At 66.1% G+C, this 15,116-nt stretch carries 13 protein-coding genes; 8 read left to right on the top strand and 5 right to left on the bottom strand.

From position 1 onward, the window contains the following. The first annotated feature begins 124 nt into the window (after positions 1-124). From ACFQI8_RS10080 to ACFQI8_RS10050, 7 genes are all read left to right on the top strand, one after another. Positions 125-1,582, top strand: a complete 1,458-nt coding sequence (locus tag ACFQI8_RS10080) for a flagella accessory protein C (protein WP_390244380.1) — start codon at positions 125-127, stop codon at positions 1,580-1,582. Further along, positions 1,566-2,003, top strand: a complete 438-nt coding sequence (gene arlF, locus ACFQI8_RS10075; protein ID WP_390244378.1) for an archaellum stator protein ArlF — start codon at positions 1,566-1,568, stop codon at positions 2,001-2,003. Before ACFQI8_RS10080 ends, arlF begins: the two co-directional genes overlap by 17 nt. Continuing rightward, a complete protein-coding gene (gene arlG / locus ACFQI8_RS10070) occupies positions 2,004-2,453 on the top strand; it encodes an archaellum stator protein ArlG (RefSeq protein ID WP_390244376.1) in 450 nt (149 codons plus the stop codon). Then, entirely contained in the window at positions 2,450-3,199 is a 750-nt protein-coding gene (arlH, locus tag ACFQI8_RS10065) for an archaellum protein ArlH (protein WP_390244374.1), read from the top strand. Before arlG ends, arlH begins: the two co-directional genes overlap by 4 nt. Continuing rightward, the gene (locus ACFQI8_RS10060; protein WP_390244372.1) at positions 3,200-4,864 is read left to right on the top strand and encodes a type II/IV secretion system ATPase subunit; all 1,665 of its coding nucleotides are present in this window, start codon (positions 3,200-3,202) and stop codon (positions 4,862-4,864) included. A 4-nt stretch (positions 4,865-4,868) separates the two neighbouring features. After that, positions 4,869-6,611, top strand: a complete 1,743-nt coding sequence (gene flaJ / locus ACFQI8_RS10055) for an archaellar assembly protein FlaJ (RefSeq protein ID WP_390244370.1) — start codon at positions 4,869-4,871, stop codon at positions 6,609-6,611. Positions 6,612-6,706: 95 nt separating this feature from the next. After that, the gene (locus ACFQI8_RS10050; protein WP_390244572.1) at positions 6,707-7,720 is read left to right on the top strand and encodes a CheF family chemotaxis protein; all 1,014 of its coding nucleotides are present in this window, start codon (positions 6,707-6,709) and stop codon (positions 7,718-7,720) included. Between the two features lie 136 nt (positions 7,721-7,856). On the opposite strand, the gene ACFQI8_RS10045 is transcribed toward ACFQI8_RS10050, so the two are convergent. Genes ACFQI8_RS10045 through cheB form a run of 4 tightly spaced genes read right to left on the bottom strand, consistent with a single transcriptional unit; the run spans position 7,857 to position 12,888 of the window. Continuing rightward, positions 7,857-8,723 carry a CheF family chemotaxis protein gene (locus ACFQI8_RS10045; RefSeq protein ID WP_390244368.1) on the bottom strand — a complete coding sequence of 289 codons (867 nt, stop codon included), beginning with the start codon at positions 8,721-8,723 and terminating at the stop codon, positions 7,857-7,859. Positions 8,724-8,726: 3 nt separating this feature from the next. Then, positions 8,727-9,569 carry a CheR family methyltransferase gene (locus tag ACFQI8_RS10040; RefSeq protein WP_390244366.1) on the bottom strand — a complete coding sequence of 281 codons (843 nt, stop codon included), beginning with the start codon at positions 9,567-9,569 and terminating at the stop codon, positions 8,727-8,729. Then, on the bottom strand, positions 9,569-11,776 hold the full coding sequence (locus ACFQI8_RS10035) for an ATP-binding protein (RefSeq protein ID WP_390244364.1): 2,208 nt from the start codon (positions 11,774-11,776) through the stop codon (positions 9,569-9,571). The genes ACFQI8_RS10040 and ACFQI8_RS10035 overlap by 1 nt, the downstream gene beginning before the upstream one ends. Before the next feature lie 2 nt (positions 11,777-11,778). After that, on the bottom strand, positions 11,779-12,888 hold the full coding sequence (gene cheB / locus ACFQI8_RS10030; protein ID WP_390244362.1) for a chemotaxis-specific protein-glutamate methyltransferase CheB: 1,110 nt from the start codon (positions 12,886-12,888) through the stop codon (positions 11,779-11,781). A gap of 248 nt (positions 12,889-13,136) precedes the next feature. Here cheB and ACFQI8_RS10025 point away from each other — a divergent pair, with 248 nt between their 5' ends. Continuing rightward, on the top strand, positions 13,137-13,610 hold the full coding sequence (locus tag ACFQI8_RS10025) for a chemotaxis protein CheW (protein ID WP_390244360.1): 474 nt from the start codon (positions 13,137-13,139) through the stop codon (positions 13,608-13,610). A gap of 39 nt (positions 13,611-13,649) precedes the next feature. Here the strand turns inward: ACFQI8_RS10025 and ACFQI8_RS10020 are convergent, their stop codons facing one another. Continuing rightward, a complete protein-coding gene (locus ACFQI8_RS10020) occupies positions 13,650-14,999 on the bottom strand; it encodes an MFS transporter (RefSeq protein ID WP_390244358.1) in 1,350 nt (449 codons plus the stop codon). Between the last annotated feature and the right edge of the window lie 117 nt (positions 15,000-15,116).

Genomic DNA, 15,116 nt, shown 5'->3' with positions numbered 1-15,116 from the left:
ACTTACGTACCTTTGCACCAATGTTACCTGCTCCCCCGAGTCCGTCGGACCTCCCCGGCCGGTCCGCCGCTCGGCCGGGTGACAGGCCGTCGCTCCAACGAGCGACCCCGCAGACGGTGCGGAGGTGCTCGCTGCGAGCATGATGGAGTGGCAGAACGACGAAGACGCGGCCGACGCCGGGGACGAAACGACGGAAGGACAACACATGTCATCAGACGATGGACTTGGATTCGAGGAGGGGGTCGACGACCTCTCAGACGAGTTTGGTGACTTCGGCGACGACCTCGACGACGGATTCGACGACGACGAGTTCGGCGGATTCGGCGACGACAACAGCGAGGAACTCGCAGAGCTCGAAGATCGCATCGGCGAACTCGAGAACGAAGTAAGCGCCATCTCGTCGGGGATGAACACCGTCCGCGAAGAGAACAAACAGATCGGTGAGACAGTCGAAGAGCTCGACGACACGATTCGCAAACTGCTCGACATCTACGAGATGGTCACCCGCGGCATCAACCCGTTCGTCGACGACGCCCGCGAGATGGGCGGTCTCGACGGCGGCGGCGCGTTCGGCCTCTTCGAGGCGGAAGCCGAGGACGAAGAGCATCTCGACCCCGAGGTGGCGAACGCCGACGCCGAGTCGTTCTTCGACGACGACTTCGGCGAACTCGACGCCGAGGAGGGCGCGAAAGAAGCGGAACTCGCCGCCGAAGACGAACTCGTAGAAGCGGAGCGCGAGAGCCCCGCTGACGCCCTCGACGACGCCGATGGCGACGACGAGACCGACGAGGCCGACGACTCGGGCGGCGCGGGTGGCGCGAGCTTCGACGACCTCAAAGAACAGTACGAGGAGGGCGGTGGTTGGGACGAAGAAGACGACGCGGAGGCGGACGACGCCGAGACTGACCTCGACGACGACCTCGACGCCGGAACGGACCTCGACGACGAATTGGCCGACCGCGGAGACGAGAGCGAAGACGCGGCGCTCGACGACGTCGACCCGGTCGAGGCTGAGGCCGACGACGGCGAGGAAGCGGGCGTCGAAGCCGCCGACGACCTCGACGCCGGAACGGACCTCGACGACGAACCGCTCGATCCCGAATCCGAGGTCGAAGACGCCGACGGCGACGTCCGCAAGACGCTCGACGAACTGGAGGCCGAGTACGCCACCGCGGCGGGGGCCAACGACGAGCTCTCGGGCGACGACGAGGCGGCCGCCGAACCCGAGCCGTCCGCGTCGGACGCCTACCTGACGGGACTCCCGTCGAACTACGTCTCCGAGGTGCTCGTGCTCGAATGGGCCGAACACCTCGTCTCCGTCGGCGGCGCGCTCGGCGCGTCGCGCGCGCTCCGCCAGTATCGGGAGCAGGACTGGATATCGCGCGCCGTCGAGAGCGAGCTGAACGCCCACGTCGGGCAGATAGCGCCGTCGGTCGAGGACGCCGACGACCACGAACTCCGCATCGACGACCACCAGACGAGCCTCGCGTACGTCTGCCGACTCGCGGAGGACGTTCCGCGGGGACAGCTGTACGACGAGCTGGTCGCCTACGGGGGGAGATTCGATGGGATTCGGTGTTAGCGGCTCGACCGCCATCATCTTCCTCGGCGTCCTCGTCGCCACGGGGACGCTGTACACAGCGACGTCCAACGCGTCGGAGAACGTGCTCGAAGCGCAGGACGCCGACGCGGAGCGGACGCTCGAACGGACGAACACGGCCATCGCGGTCACGAACGCGAGCTACGACGCGAACAACACGAGCCTCACGGTGAACCTGACGAACGTCGGCTCGGAGACGCTGTCAGTGAGCGAGACCACTCTGCTCGTCGACAACGCCTACGTCGACGTGCCGTCGGCCAACGCGACCGTCGACGGCGACGCCGCGACCGACCTCTGGTACGCCGGCGAGCACCTCTCGTTCGTCGTGGACGCCGACCCCGCGCCCGCGCGGGTGAAAGTCGTCACCGGAAGCGGCGTCGCCGCGACGGAGGTGGTGAGCTAGATGGCCGACATCTCCGTTCCGAGCCTCATCCTGTTTATCGCCAGTATCGTCGTCGCCGCCGGCGTCTCGGGTGTCCTCATCGACACCGTGACCGGTATCAGCAGTTCGGTCGACGAGCGCGGCGGCGACGTGAGCACAGAGATCAGAACCGACATCGAAGTCATAAGCGACCCGCAGGCGGGCGTCTACGACGGCGCGAGCGACAACCTCTCGATATACGTCAAGAACACCGGCCTCAGGACGCTCCCGGCGACCAGCGGTGGCTTCGACATCATCGTCGGTGGACAGTATCAGACCAACGTCACGGTGAACGTCGTCGACGGCACCGAGTGGCGGCCGAGCAACGTCGTCGAACTCACGGTGACGGACATCGCGTTGACCTCGGGCGACTACCGGATGACCGTCGTCGTCGACGGTGACGAAGAGGTGTTCGAATTCCGCGTACCATGAGCAGTCAATTCTCTCTCGGGCTATCCGGGCACGACCGTCTCGAAAAGGAACTCGGCGGCGGCATCCCAAAGGGTGCAATCGTCCTCATCGAAGGGGATTACGGCGCCGGCAAAAGCGTGTTGTCGCAGCGGTTCAGCTACGGCTTCTGCGACGAGGAAACGGTGGTGACGCTCGTCTCGACCGAGCTGGGCGTCCGCGGCTTCCTCGACCAGATGCACTCGCTTTCGTACGACATCGTCAAGCATCTGCTCGACGAGCGAATCCTGTTCTTACAGGCCGAAATCGACAGTAGCGGCGCGCTCTCCGGCGGGAGCAGTCAGGAGGAGCGCAAACAGCTCCTCCGGCGACTGATGGACGCCGAGACGCTCTGGGACGCCGACGTCATCATCATCGACACGTTCGACGCCATCCTGCGTAACGACCCGCAGTTCGAGGCGCTGGTCCGGCAGAACGACGAGCGGCAGGCCGCCCTCGAAATCATCTCGTTTTTCCGCGAGCTGACGACGAAAGGCAAGACCATCATCATCACCGTCGACCCGTCGTCGGTCGACGAGGGCTCTATCGGGCCGTTCCGCTCTATCGCCGACGTCTACTTCGAACTGGAGATGGTGGAGGTCGGAAACGACGTTCGCCGGAACATCTTCGTGAAGCGCTTTGCGGGGATGGGCCAGCAGGTCGGCGACCGCGTCGGCTTCTCGGTCCGGTCGGGTATCGGGCTCGTCATCGAGTCGAGGAGCGTGGCGTAGATGGCGACCGAACACGGCTCCGCCAAGCTGTCGGACGATCTCAAGCGCCTCGCGATGCAGTGGCCGCACCTTCGGGACCACCTCAAGCGGTTCCGCCAGATCACCGGCGAGTTCCCGATGCTCGTCGACGAGCCGGGCGACTACGAATCCCGGCGTCCGAACATCATCTACCCGCTGGGCGGTCCCGTGTTCTGCCAGATATACGGCAACTTCGGCGAGACGACGAAGTACTACACCATCGAACCCGAGATGGACGACGACGAACTCGAGGTGTTCGCTCGGGTCAAGGACAAACTGCTCGAACGGAGCGTCTCGAAGCCGGCACCCGAAGAGAGCGCCGACTACGAAGAGCGCATCGAGGAACTGCTGTCCGAAATCGTCCACATCGAAGGCGACGACCGCGGCCCGCTCGGCTCGGTGGCGAAACGCCTCGACGTGGCCGGCATCGAGGTCTCGCAGACGACCTACGACAAGATTCAGTACCGACTCGTCCGCGACATCGTCGGTCTCGGCCCGCTCGAACCCATCATGCGCGACCCGGAGAACGAGGACATTCACGTCATCGGTCCCAGTCAGGTCGACGTCGACCACGGGACCTTCGGGCTGTTGGAGACGAGCGTCGAGTTCGACGACACGGAGCAGTTCGACAACTGGCTCCGCAACATGGGCGAACGCATCGGCGACCCCGTCTCAGACGCCCACCCCATCGTCGACTCCACGCTCCCAGACGGCTCGCGTATCAACATCATCTACTCCGACGACGTGTCGCTGAAGGGGTCGTCGCTCACCATCCGTCAGGGCGACGACGTGCCGCTTTCGATCTTCCAGATTACGAAGTGGGGCACGCTGTCGCCGGAGTTGGCCGCGTACCTCTGGATCGCGCTGGAGAACGAACGCACCATCTTCGTGGTCGGCGAGACGGCGTCGGGCAAGACCACGACGCTCAACGCCATTCTCTCGTTCATCCCGCAGGACTCGAAGATTTACACGGCGGAGGACACCGCCGAGGTGCTCCCGCCGCACGACACGTGGCAGCAACTCCTCACCCGCGAGGGCCGCGGCTCCGACTCCGAAGTCGACATGTTCGACCTCGTCGCGGCCGCGCTCCGCTCTCGCCCCGACTACATCATCGTCGGGGAGGTCCGTGGCGAGGAGGGGCGCATGGCGTTCCAGGCGGCGCAGACCGGCCACCCGGTGATGCTCACGTTCCACGCCTCCGACATCGTCTCGATGATTCAGCGCTTTACCGGCGACCCCATCAACGTCCCCGAGACGTTCATGGACAACTGCGACATCGCGCTGTTCCAGAACCGCGTCCGCCGGGGCAACGACATCCTCCGTCGGGTGACGAGCGTGCAGGAAATCGAGGGCTACTCGAAGGAGATGGGCGGCGTCGTCACCCGCGAGGCGTTCTACTGGGACCCCGTCCAAGACGAGATCGTCTTCCAGGGCATGAACAACTCCTTTATCATGGAACAGAAGGTGGCGACGCTCCTCGGCTACGACGACACGCGGAAGATATACGACGACATCCAGTTCCGCGCCGAACTCGTCCGCCGGGCGATTCAGGAGAACGTCCTCGGCTACCACGAGGTGAACGAACTCATCGAAGACTACCAGCGCGACGGCGTCGAGGGACTGCCGTTCGACATGGCGAGGGTGTAGCGAGATGGCAGGGGAACAGAGCGCGTCGATGCAGGCGGTGCAGGTTCGGGAGTTCGTCAGCGACATCATCGAGTCGTACGAGCAGATGCCGATGGAACTGTCGCGCTACCTGCTCGCGGTGCTCGGCCCCGCCATCGTGTTCTTCCTCCTCTCTGTGGCCGGGGCTATCGCGCTTCCGTTCCCCCTCCTCGTCCGCATCCCCGTGTTCCTCCTCGGCGTGTTGCTCCTTGGCGGGGCCGTCCTCTACCCGCGGCTCCTCGTCGAGCAGACCCGCCGCAGTCTGGAGAACCAGCTCCATCTCCTCATCACGCACATGACCGTGCTCTCGACGACGAACATCGACCGCGTCGCCGTGTTCCGAACGCTCGCGCGCGAAGAGGAATACGGCGAGTTGGCGACCGAGATGAACCGCATCGTCCAACTGGTCGACGCGTGGAACCAGTCGCTTGACGACGCCTGCCAGCGGCGGGCGCGGGAGGTGCCGTCGAAGCCCCTCGCGGACTTCCTCGACAGGCTCGCGTACTCCATCAACGCCGGCCAGAGCATCGACGACTTCCTCCTCGGCGAGCAGAACGCGATGATTCAGAAGTACATCACCGTCTACGAGAGCGCGCTGGGGAACCTGGAGGTCATGAAGGACCTCTATCTCTCGATGATTCTGTCGATGACGTTCGCAATCATCAACGCCATCGTGCTCCCCATCCTGACGGGGACCGACGCGACGATGACCATCGGCGCGGTCATCGTGCTCTTCGTCTTCGTCCAGCTGGGTTTTTACTTCGTCATCCGGACGATGTCGCCGTACGACCCGCTTTGGTTCCACCAGCCCGAGTACCGGACGAAGGCGAACCGGCAGATAGACATCACGCTGTACGGCGCGGTCGGCCTCTCTCTCACGATGGTGCTCGTGCTCGCGTTGGGCACGTTCGACCTGACCGCCGTCGGCGAGACGGTCCGACCCATCATGATCGAACTCCCGATTCCGCTCCTCATCTCGACGCCGCTGACGCCGCTTGCGGTCCCCGGCATCGTGGCGCGTCGCCACGAAAAGCGCATCGGCGAGCGCGACGAGGAGTACCCCGGCTTCATCCGCGCGCTCGGGGCCTCGGAGACGGCGAAACAGAGCACGACCACGGCCGTCCTGAAGACGCTCAAGACCAAGGACTTCGGCGTCCTCTCGCGGGAGATATCCCGGCTGTACACGCGACTCCGGATGCGCCTCGACCCCGACCGCTCGTGGTTCTTCTTCACCGCGGAGACGAACTCTTATCTCGTCCAGAAGTTCTCCGAGATGTACAACGTCGGCCGGTCGATGGGCGGCAAGCCGAAGCTCCTCGGCGAACTCATCAGCCGCAACATGAACGAGATAATCAAGCTCCGCCGACAGCGAAAGCAGTCGACCGTCACCCTCATCGGCGTCCTCTACGGCATCACGGCCTCCGCGTCGTTCGCCTTCTTCATCGGGCTGGAAGTCGTCGAGATTCTCGCGTCGTTTTCGACGCAGATGAACCTCGACAGCCTCCAGTTCGGGACGCTCATCTACGCCGGCGTCTACGACGTACCCTTCATCGAGTACATGCTCACGCTCATCATCCTGTTTAACGCCCTCCTGTCGTCGCTCATGATTCGGATGGTCGACGGCGGGCACAAGGCGAACGCCTACCTCCACTTCGTGATGCTCGTCTGGGTCGGCTCGCTGATGGCGGTCGCCACCTCGTCGCTCGCGGGAGCGCTGATTAGTGTATGACTGACGACGGACCACAGACCCGAGATACGATGCCAGACACAGGAGGCGAACAGACCGCACAGGAGGCCCGTTCCCGCGCGCCCGAAGGGGGCGACGTGGCGAAAAGCGACCTCCTGCAGGCGTACCGCCGGAAGAAGTCCGAACCGTCGGACGAACGCGAGGAGAAAGAGCGGGAGCGCTCGAAGAAGCAGACCGAAAAGCGGACCAGCGACGGCGAGTCTATCGTCGTCGATTTCGTCGCCAACTTCGTCGCCGGCGGCAACGCCTCGTTCGAACCCGTCAAGGGCCGCGTCCTGATGAGCCAACGGCGGCTCATCCTCGCCACGTCGAAGGCGAAGACCGTCATCCCCATCACCTCCATCTTCGACATCGCCGTCGGGCAGGTCCCCCCGGAGGTCGAGGAGTTCTTCGACTACACCGTGATGGTGGGCTACATCATCGGCCGCCAGCGCCGGACGACCGTCATCGGCGGCGACCGCGAGACCATCGAGAAGTTCTCGCTGTTGCTGTTCCGCGCGGCGCTCAACGGCTCGCGCGCGCGGGTCACCCACCCGGCCCGCATCGGCGGGCGCGTCCTCGACACGGAGCGACAGCCCTCCGGCCTGCATCTCGACTACGAGGCCGTCACGTTCCCCGACGACGACGGCCCGCTCACGGAGAACGGCGAGCCGTTCCACATCGACCTCGCGAGCGTCATCTTCTTCGAGGTGCTCGAACGGACCGCCGACGGCGAAACGCGACTGGTGCTTTCGGTCCAGCACGTCAAGCAGGGACAGACGGTCACCTCCGAGATAACGCTCGACTCCCGGCGGAAGATGAACATCCTCGGGCGCTACCTCAGACTCGTCTACCACTGGATAAAGTCGGGCGTCCGCGACGTCGAGGTCACCGAACAGGGCCTCGAAGTCCTCGTCGGGCTGTACTCCGCCGGCGAGATGGCCGCAGAGGTCGACTTCAGCGAACTCCTCGGCGTCGAAGAGTCGGTCCTCGACGCGGAACTGGAGAAGCTCCACGAGGAGGAACTCATCGGCGATGACGAGCTTCCGACCTCGCTGACGCCGCAAGGCCGGTTCGTCGTCAACGAAGAAATCGAAGACGTGAACGTCTGAGAGAGACGTTTTCGAATCGACTGTCCGGTGGCGGGGGAGACCGACCACTCGGCCAACGAGTTCTGTTTCTCTGCGGCCTCGTAGTCGGCCTCATCGCTCACCGTTCGGCGACCGCACCGCAAAAATCGAACCCCGACTACTGCTCGTTGATGGCGTCCGAGGCGATACTGCGGCCGCGGGCGTTGAGTTGCACCTCGTGGCGCACGCGAATCTCCTCGACGACGTTGTGGTCGATGAGTCGCTGAAAGAGCTCTTCGACCTCGTCCACGTCGAGGCCGAGGAAGTTGGGGATGTCGAACGGCGAGACGCCGGAGTACAGCGCCGTGAGGACCTGCTTGTCCGTCTCGCTCAGGTCGATGGAGGTCTCGGAAAGCTCTTCGCCCTCTCGGAGGAGCGTGTAGAGGAAACTGATGGCGCGGTCGGAGCCGGAGATGTACGTCTGGAGGCTCGTCCCCTCGTCGTCGGAGTGTTCGACCTCGATGACGCTCCGGTGTTCGTCGACGATGGTCCGCTCGCCCGTCTTCACGTCGCCGATGTCGTCGAGGCGGATTTCGACGAACTTGCCGCCGACGGTCGCCATACTCACGGCCTCCGTCTCGACTTTGAGCCGGGATTTCTCCCACTCGGTGTTCTGGACGACGCCGCCGGCGACGGCAGGGTGTCGCGCGAGGAACTGCTCGGTGTTGAGGAGCGCGCCGAAGAAGTCCGTCTCGAACTCGTCGTAGTCGACGGGCGCGAGCAAGACGACGCCCGACGGGATGTGCACGCTGAAGTAGTCCGAGACGGTCGCGATGCGCTGGTTCACGTCGTACCGCCCGCCGAACTCCCGTATCTTCGAGAGCTGAATCGTCCGCTTGCCGCCGGTGCCGGCGAGGATGAGTCGCCTGTTCGAAAGCAGGATGCGGCCGCTCGTCCAGTCCACGTCGTGCATCTCCCGGCCGTTCTTGATGACCTGGAGGAACCGCCCGCGGGTGTCTCCGAGCTTTTGCTCACCGGGCTTCATCGCTCACCTCCCGACCGCGGTGTCGCTCGCGCGGTAGATGCGGAGTCGTTTCTCGACGGGGTCGAACTGCTGTCGACACGTCGGCGGGACGGTTTCGGTCATGCCGATGGTGAGGTAGCCGTCCGGCTTCAGCGCGGAGCCGAGCGTCTCGAAGACGGCCCGTTTCGACTCGGCGTTGATGTAGATGAACAGGTTCCGGCAGACGACGAGGTCGAACGTCCCCGGCGGCTCCTCGCGGATGAGGTCTCGCCGCTCGAAGCTGACCATGTCGGTGACGGGGTCTTTCACCCGGAAACTGTCGTCGTCGCGGTCGACGAAGCGCTCCCAGCGGCCGATGGGGTCGAGCTGTTCGGCCACGTCGTTCGTCTCGGAGGCGCGGTACTCGCCCGCTCTGGCGGCGCGGAGAATCTCGCGTTTGATGTCCGTGCCGACGATTTCGATGCGGCGCTCGTCGACGCGGTCGTCGTCGTGAGCGAGCATGCCGAGCGAGTAGGCCTCGCGGCCGTCCGAGCAGGCCGCGCTCCATATCTTGATGGGGTCGTGGCGGCTCCCCCGCGAACTCAGGTCGCGGAGCACCTCGCGGAGCGCCTCCCACACCTCGGGGTTCCGGAAGAAGCTCGTCACGTTGACCGACAGCGCGTCCAAAAGCGCCTGCTGTTCGTCCTCGTCGTCGGTGAGGAGGTCGTGGTACGTCCCGTAGTCGTCGACGCGTCGCCGCCGCATCCGGGCGGATATTCGGCGGTCGAGATAGGCGTCGTTGTACGAGCTCGTCTGGAACTGCAGGGCGTCTTCGATGTAGTCCAAGAGCCGGCCGAACGCCGGGTCGTCGGTCGCCGACGAGGGCATCAGTCGGCCGCCTCCTCGGCGGTGTCACCGAGTTGGCTCGGGTCGAACTCGCGCATCGCCTGCTCGCCGTCGGCCGGGAGTTCGAGCGTCGAGACGTCCAGAATCGGGATGACGTTCCCGTCGCCGATGACGGCCGTTCCCGACAGCCCGCCGACGCCCGACAGCGGCCCCTGTAGGGGAGTTACGACGACTTCCTCCTGTTTCGTCACGCCGTCGCAGTGGAGCGCGACCTGCCTGTCGTCGGGGCGGATGCGGACCACCATGCCGTCGTCGGGTTCCGGCGAGTCGATTTCGAGCGCCTCGCGGAGTCGAATCAAGGGGAAGATGGTCTCCTCGTGGACGATGACCTCCGCTCCGTTGACCGTCTGGACGCGGTCGCGGCGGCTAATCTCGTCGATGTACTTGATGGGGACGCCGAACTCGCGGTCTTCGACCTGCACGAAAAGCACCTTGATGATGGCGACCGACACCGGCAGGCGGATGTTGAACGTGCTCCCCTCGCCGGGTTCGCTCTCGACCGACACCGACCCATCGAGCGATTCGACGGTCGTCTTCACCACGTCCATGCCGACGCCGCGACCGGAGACGTCCGTGATTTCGTCGTTGGTCGAGAAGCCGGGATGGAAGATGTAGTCGTACACCTCGCTGTCGGGCATCTGGTCCAGTTCCTCGCGGGTCGCCACGCCCTTGTCGACCGCCTTCTCGCGGACGGCGTCGGCGTCGATACCGCTCCCGTCGTCCTCGACGGTCACGATGACAGTGTCGTGTTGGCGGCGCGCGGAGAGCCGGATGGTCCCCGTGCGGGACTTGCCGTTTGCCTCGCGCACGTCAGGGTCTTCGATGCCGTGGTCGACGGCGTTCCGGAGGACGTGCATCAGCGGGTCGGAAATCTCGTCGAGGATGGTTCGGTCGAGTTCGATATCCGCGCCCTCGACCTCGAACGAGACGCGCTTGTCCTGCTCGCGGGCGAGGTCGCGCACGAGCCGGGGGAACTTGTCGAACACCTTCTTCAGCGGGATGAGCCGCATGTCCATCACGGTGTTCTGGAGGTTCGACGAGATCTTGTCCAGTTCGTCGAGCGTGTCGAGCGCGGTCGTCTGGTCCACGTCGATGGCGTTTCTGAGCTTGATGCGACTCGTCACCAACTGCTCGACGAGCTCGTGGAGTTCGTCGAGTTGGTCGACGTCCACGCGGACGGACTTGACCGCCGAGATGGAGCGGGTCTCTTCTTTCTTCCCCGCGCCGTCGTTCGACGACTGCTCGGCGTCGTCGGTCGGTTCCTCGTCTGTCTCGGTCGACTCGGAGTCGGTCGATGCGGTCTCGGTCGGCTCGAAGTCGGTCGACGCGGTCTCGTTGGCGTCGCCTTCGGCCCCGTCGTCGCTCTCGGAAGCGGCGGCGACGTCCGCGTCGCCGTCGTCGGTGTCGTCAGCGTCGGCGGCCGGGGCGGCCTCGCCGCCGGCGGCGAGCGCGTCGGACACGTCGGTCGTCTCGACCGCGGCGACCTTCCAGAGGCCGTCGAGTTCGCTCTCGACGACCGCGGCGTCGCGTTCGGCGACGAACAGGTCGAAGCCGTCGCCGAACTCGCCGTCCTCGATGGCGTCGGGGCTCGGGTTCGCTCCGACCACGTCGAGGTCCTCGGGGATGCTACTGAGGAAGATGCCGGCGTCGACGCCCTTCATCTGGCCCGCGTCGAGTTCGACGTGGGCGTGAGTGAGCGTGGTCGCGTCGAGGGCGTCCGCGTCGACGCAGTCGGCGGCGAGCGTGTCGAGGTCGACCGACTCGCGGTCGGCCTCGTCAGACGCCGCCGTGTTCGAGTTTCCCGTGTCACCGCCGTCCTCGACGGCCGCGCGAATCTCCTCGACCGTGTCGGTCGGGTCGATGGTGGACTCGCCGTTTTCCTCGATGTCGTGGAGGATTTCCACGATGAGGTCCATCCCGTCGAAGACGAGGTCCATCCGTTCGGCCGTGACGTCGACTCGCTCGTGACGAATCTCGTCGAGGAGGTCCTCGACGGCGTGGGCGACCGTCGCGGCGTTGTCGAAGCCCATCGCGCCGAAGTTGCCCTTCAACGTGTGGGCCTGCCGGAAGATGTCGTCGATAGCGTCGGTGTCGTCCGGGTTCGACTCCAGCGACAGAAGCGAGTTGTTCAACTGCGTGATGCTCTCTTCGCTCTCGGTGATGAACGCTTGGTAGAGTTCTTCGTCCATGGTCAGGTAGTGAGCCCGCTGAGTGCTTCGTCTGCGATTCGCTCGTCGGCGGAGACGGTGTCGACACAGCCGGCCTCGACGGCCCGCTTCGGCATCCCGAAGATGGCGGACGTCTCCTCGTCCTGTGCGACCGTGTGGCCGCCCGCCCGCTTGATTCGGGACATCCCCTCGACGCCGTCGCGGCCCATGCCCGTCAGCAGGACGCCGGCCAGCGGCGCGTCGACCGCCTCCGCGGCCGACGCCATCGTGAGGTCGATGGCGGGTTTGACGCCGTGGAGCGGCTCGTCGTCGGAGAGTTCGAGCCGGAGGCGTCCGGCGCGGTCACCGGTCACGAGGAGGTGCGAGCCACCGGGGGCGATGCGGACCTGTCCGGGGCCGATTCGCTCGCCGTCTTCGGCCTCGCGGACCTCGTAGTCACAGCGGCCGTCGAGCCGGGCCGCAAAGCGCTTCGTGAACCCGGCCGGCATGTGCTGGACGACCAGCACGCGGAGCCCGGCCGCCGCGGGGAGCGCCGCGAGCAACCGCTCGACGACGTTCGGCCCGCCCGTGGACGCGCCGATGACCAGCGTCGAACCCTCGGTCGGAAGCGACTCGGCGGACGCCGCGGTCGAAGTCGTCGCCGCCGCGGTCGAGGTCGTCGCCGCCGACTGCTGTCCCGTCTTCGGCGGGCGAGAACCCCGGCGCGTCGCCGAGAGGTCGACCGCCGCGGCGGACTGAATCTTCTCGACCAGTTCCCGCTTGACGCGGGGCATCTCGGAGGTGACTTCGCCGCCCGGCTTCGTCACGAAGTCGACCGCGCCGCGGTCGAGCGCCTCGAACGTCACGTCGGCGTCCTCCTCGGCGTGCGCCGAGAGCATGAGGACGGGCGTCGGACACTCCGCCATGATGGCCTCGACCGCGTCGAGCCCGTTCATCTCGGGCATCTCGATGTCCATCGTCACCACGTCCGGTCGGTTCGACTCGACCACCGATACCGCCTCGCGGCCGTCGGCCGCCTCGGCGACGACCTCGACGTCGGCGTCTTCGAGGAGCGTGCGAATCAGCGTCCGCATGAACCGCGAGTCGTCGACGACGACCGCTCGCGTCGGCTCCGCCCCGGTGGCTGAACTCATCGCCCGCACCTCCCGGTGCGGGGACGACGGGCGCGACGGGTCGCCGAGCGGGCCTCCCGTCGAGGGGTCGGTGGATTGTTTCGTGTGCCGTTTCGTAGACCGCTCATCTACCCCGAGGTTCGGAAATCGGGTATATAAACACTCGGCGAGGATAATCACGGCTGATAATCGGGTACGTAGCTTTATAGGCTGAATCTCACCACTCTGAAGCGATCAGGTGGCGGCGCACGTCGCCGCCGGGGTTGACCATGCGACAAGATGCAATCACGACCGAGATGAGCGCGGACGAGACCGACGCGGAGGACTCCGCCGAAGAAGTACAGGTGCTGGAATTCCAACTCGGCCCGGAGACGTACTGCGTCGACATCGAGTACGTGAGCGAAATCGTCGACAAGGGCCAACTCACGGCGGTGCCGAACGCGCCGGACTACGTCGAGGGCGTGATGGACCTCCGCGGCCGGACCACGTCCATCATCAACCCGCAATCGCTTCTCAACATCGACGCCGAGGGCGAGTCGAAGCGCATCGTCATCTTCGACCCCAACAAGTTCGAAGACGAGGCGGCGACCGGCTGGCTCGTCGACGAGGTGTACCAGGTCGTGCGCGTCTCGATGGACGACGTAGAGGACCCGCCGCTCGAAAAGGACGACTCCATCGAGGGCGTCATCAAACGCGACGGCGACCTCGTCGTCTGGATATCGCCGGTGCACGCCATCGAGTAGAGCGGTTCGACGACCGACCCCGCTTTCGTTTTCGAGACGCTAGTCGGCGAGCGACTGCTCTCCCGCCGCGACGCCCCGACCGCCGGTGAGCAACACGACGACGAACGCACAGCCCACGACGACCCCCGCGAGACCGAAGGCGGCGACGTAGCCGGCGGCGTCGGCGACGAGGCCGCCGAGCGCGGAGCCGACCCCGCCGCCGAGGCTCGAAAGCGCCGTGTACGCGCCGAGGGCTTCCCCGCGAATCCGGTCGGGCGCGAGCCGCGTCACCAGCCCCGTCGCCGTCACCGCGATGACCGCCCACGTGACGCCGATGACGAGGAACGTCGCGCCGAGCGCGACGAGGCCGGCGAGCGCGGCGAACTGCGTGCCGACGACGGCGACCGCCGGGAAGGCGAGGCCGCGAGTCGCCAGCGCGCCGGCTTGGAGCCGCCGGGGGTCGTGTCGCGCCGCGAACGCGCCGACCTTCACGTAGCTCACCGCCGACCCCAGACTCGAAAGCACGAACAGGGCGAACACCTCGTCCGCGGTCCGCCCGGAGCCGACGAGGTACGCCGGGAGCGGCCCGAAGAACACCGAGAAACCGACGAAAAACAGCGTCGCGGCCGCGAGGTACCGGAGGAGTTCGGGGGTCATCCGCGCGCGGAGGTCGTCGATATCGAGGCTCTGGAGCGCCCAGTAGAGTCGCGAGGGCCCGTAGGGGACCGCGCGGACGGACCGCCCGACGAGGCCACTCTGCCGGCGGATGCTCGCCGAGACGCGGGCGAACCGCCGCGCCGACACCGTCGAGCGCTCGGGGTACCAGACGCGGACGAGGACGGCACCGAGGGCGGCGGCGACCGCGGCGGCGACGAGGAACCGTCGCTGGACCGACAGCGCGTCGAGCCCGAACAGCCGCGGGGCCGCCGCCGACCAGACCGCGCCGACGACGAGCCCGCCGAGCCAGCCGTAGCCCTGATAGTGGTTGAGGACGCCGAACCGGCGGTCCCACTCAGTCGAGGGGACGCCCTCGACGACGATGAGGTTCAACACCGGCGCGGCCGCGGCGACGACGAACCACAGGAGGGCGTTGGCGACGAGAACCGCGGCCGGCGACGATACGGCGGCCGTGAGAAAGAGCGCACCCGCGGTCGCCGCGAGCGCGACGAGAATGAACGGGCGTCTGCGCTTCGCGCGGGCCGCCAGTCGGCCCCAGAGCACCGCGCCCGGCGCGCCGGCGAAGGCGGCGGTCGCGGCGATGAGGCCGACGAACAGCGCGTTCGCACCCAGTTCGATGGCGTACAGCGGGACGACGAGCGACGACGCGCCCACCGCGGCGTAGCCCAGCGCCCAGCCGAACAGCCATCGGTCGCGACTTCTCGCCTCCGAACGCCCGTGTCGGTCGGTCACACGTCAGGAATGAGACCGGTGAAACAAAGTCGTTGCTCCCCGAAGGCGCGCGAAAAGCAGGACATATATAGTCTGAACAAAATCCTCGGACAACCATGCTCGGGAGCGAACCACCGC

Source organism: Haloferax chudinovii (genome assembly GCF_042663345.1).
GTDB lineage: Archaea > Halobacteriota > Halobacteria > Halobacteriales > Haloferacaceae > Haloferax > Haloferax chudinovii.
Note: the sequence above shows the minus strand (reverse complement) of the source record. Positions and strands in the feature narration are given on the sequence as shown.

Excerpts from the sequence above, each read along its gene's own strand:
- cheB (WP_390244362.1), bottom strand. The coding sequence starts at position 12,888 with ATGAGTTCAGCCACCGGGGCGGAGCCGACGCGAGCGGTCGTCGTCGAC.
- ACFQI8_RS10025 (WP_390244360.1), top strand. The coding sequence starts at position 13,137 with ATGCGACAAGATGCAATCACGACCGAGATGAGCGCGGACGAGACCGAC.
- ACFQI8_RS10060 (WP_390244372.1), top strand. The coding sequence starts at position 3,200 with ATGGCGACCGAACACGGCTCCGCCAAGCTGTCGGACGATCTCAAGCGC.
- ACFQI8_RS10040 (WP_390244366.1), bottom strand. The coding sequence starts at position 9,569 with ATGCCCTCGTCGGCGACCGACGACCCGGCGTTCGGCCGGCTCTTGGAC.
- arlH (WP_390244374.1), top strand. The coding sequence starts at position 2,450 with ATGAGCAGTCAATTCTCTCTCGGGCTATCCGGGCACGACCGTCTCGAA.
- ACFQI8_RS10035 (WP_390244364.1), bottom strand. The coding sequence starts at position 11,776 with ATGGACGAAGAACTCTACCAAGCGTTCATCACCGAGAGCGAAGAGAGC.
- flaJ (WP_390244370.1), top strand. The coding sequence starts at position 4,869 with ATGGCAGGGGAACAGAGCGCGTCGATGCAGGCGGTGCAGGTTCGGGAG.
- ACFQI8_RS10045 (WP_390244368.1), bottom strand. The coding sequence starts at position 8,723 with ATGAAGCCCGGTGAGCAAAAGCTCGGAGACACCCGCGGGCGGTTCCTC.
- arlF (WP_390244378.1), top strand. The coding sequence starts at position 1,566 with ATGGGATTCGGTGTTAGCGGCTCGACCGCCATCATCTTCCTCGGCGTC.
- arlG (WP_390244376.1), top strand. The coding sequence starts at position 2,004 with ATGGCCGACATCTCCGTTCCGAGCCTCATCCTGTTTATCGCCAGTATC.